This window comes from Actinospica sp. (genome assembly GCF_035552695.1).
GTDB lineage: Bacteria > Actinomycetota > Actinomycetes > Streptomycetales > Catenulisporaceae > Actinospica.
The window spans coordinates 1-2,068 of sequence record NZ_DASZKT010000085.1; the positions used below are offsets into that span (position 1 = coordinate 1).

General features: G+C 70.1%; 1 protein-coding gene and 1 pseudogene. One reads left to right on the forward strand and one right to left on the reverse strand.

What is annotated here, in order from left to right; all coding sequences use genetic code 11:
* Positions 1-1,379 (reverse strand): amidohydrolase (locus VG296_RS11040; protein ID WP_325565554.1); only part of this gene is annotated, 1,379 nt, incomplete at its 3' end.
* Between the two features lie 120 nt (positions 1,380-1,499).
* Between VG296_RS11040 and VG296_RS11045 the strand changes: the two are divergent.
* A pseudogene (locus VG296_RS11045) lies at positions 1,500-2,068 on the forward strand (lysine 2,3-aminomutase); the annotation flags it as partial.

The window sequence follows — 2,068 nt, forward strand, 5'->3', positions numbered from 1 at the left end:
CGTACGCCCGCGGCGCGCCAACCGCCCCTGGTGTGCGCGGTGAACGCGGCCCGCGCCGAGATGCCGAACCCGTCGGTCTGGTGGGCGACGGCGGCGCGCACGGTCTCCCAGGGTTCGACGTTGGTGACCGGGGTGTCCGAACCGAACGCGAGCGTCACGCCCGCCGACGCGAGGGCGGCGAACGGGTTCAGCGTCGCCGCGCGCTTGGTGCCGAGGCGCTGCGCGTACATGCCGTGCTCGCCGCCCCAGGTCGCGTCGAACAGCGGCTGGACCGAGGCGATCACACCCCAGCTGGCGAGCTGTTGCGCCTGTTCGGCGGAGACCATTTCCAGGTGTTCGATCCGGTGCCCGCGCGCCGCGAGTTTCGTCAGGCCAACGGTTTTCTCGGCCTGCGCGAAACCGTCCACAATGGCCGATACGGCCGCGTCGCCGATGGCGTGGAAGCCTGCTTGGATACCGGCTTCGCTGCACGCGACGAGGTGCGCGGCGACCTGCTCGGCGGAGAGGTAGCTGGCGCCGAGGTTGTCCGGATCGTCGGTGTAGGGCGAGGTGAGGGCGGCGGTGCGCGAGCCGAACGCGCCGTCCGCGAACAGGTCGCCTGCCAGTCCGGCCGCGCCGAGTTGGGCGGCGAGACCGGGTTCGCCGAGTTCGCCCCAGTAGCCGACCACGTCCACGGTGTCCTCGGCGGCAGCGAGTTCGAGCAGTTCGGCGAGGTCCGCGCGCCCGGAGATGTTCGGGCCTGCGCACTCGTGCACTGCGGCGACGCCCTTGGCCGCGGCGTGCCGGAGGAAGCCGAGCTGGGTGGCGCGGCGCTGGGTCGGGTCGAGTCCGGCGAGTGCGGCGGCGCGGACGTCGTGATGCGCGTCGCGGGTCAACGGCCCTTGGTCCGACCAGCCGGGCTCGGTGGCTGCGTTCGGGGCCAGGTCGACGAGCGCGGAGGAGATCAGCGCGGAGTGCACGTCGATGCGGGAGAGGTAGACCGGGGCGGCGCCGCAGACCGCGTCGAGCTCGTCGCGGGTCGGCGGGCGGCGTTCCGGCCAGTTCGTCTCGTCCCAGCCGTGCCCCCAGACCAGCCTGCCCGGTTGCGCGCCGACCTGGTCGGCGACCAGGTCGAGGCAGTCCGCGAGGGAGCCACAGCCACGCAGGTCGAGCCCGTCGAGCAGCAGGCCGCTCGCGGTGGCGTGCACGTGCGCGTCGACGAACGCGGGTGTGACGAAGTGCCCGTCGAGATCGACGATGGCGGCGTCCGGGTGGATGGCGCGGCCGGGTTCGTCGAGGCCGATCCAGGTGATCACACCGTCGGTGACCGCCATGGCGGTGGCCTCCGGCGCCGAGGGCGCGTAGATCCGGCCGCCGAGCAGCAGTGTCGTGCGGGTCATGTGTACACAGTCTGCCACCGGGTATCCCACCGATCCGATCACACCTTCGGCGATAAGATTTACGTCATCTGGACGCTGTGACAGAATATATTTACGCGATCCAGACGCTGAGGAGAAGGTATGACGCTCGCCGTCGAACTTACCAGCGGCGCCACCACCGTGGCCGACGCTGTCGAACAAGCCGGCCACCAGCCGTATGAGTACGTCCGGCACGAACTCGTCGAACCGGACTGGCGACGGTTCCCCGGTTGGCGGGACGTCACCGAGGCCCAGTGGCGGGACGCGCAGTGGCAGCGGGTGCACTGCGTGAAGAACATCAAGCAGCTGCGCTCGCTGATGGGGGAGCTGCTCGACGAGCGCTTCTACGACGATCTGGCCGCCGACCAGGAACAGCTGGCCACGATGTCCATGCTGGTCCCGCCGCAGATGCTCAACACGATGGTGCCGGACGCCGACCCGTCCTGCCTGACAAAAGCAACACTGACCGAAGCGTTCTATGCCGACCCGATCCGCCGGTACATGATCCCGGTCAAATCGGACCGGGACGTGCGCTGGCCGAGCCACCCGTACGCGACGCGGGACTCGCTGCACGAGGCGGAGATGTGGGTCGTCGAGGGGTTGACCCACCGCTACCCCACCAAGGTGCTGGCCGAACTGCTCTCCACCTGCCCGCAGTACTGCGGGCACTG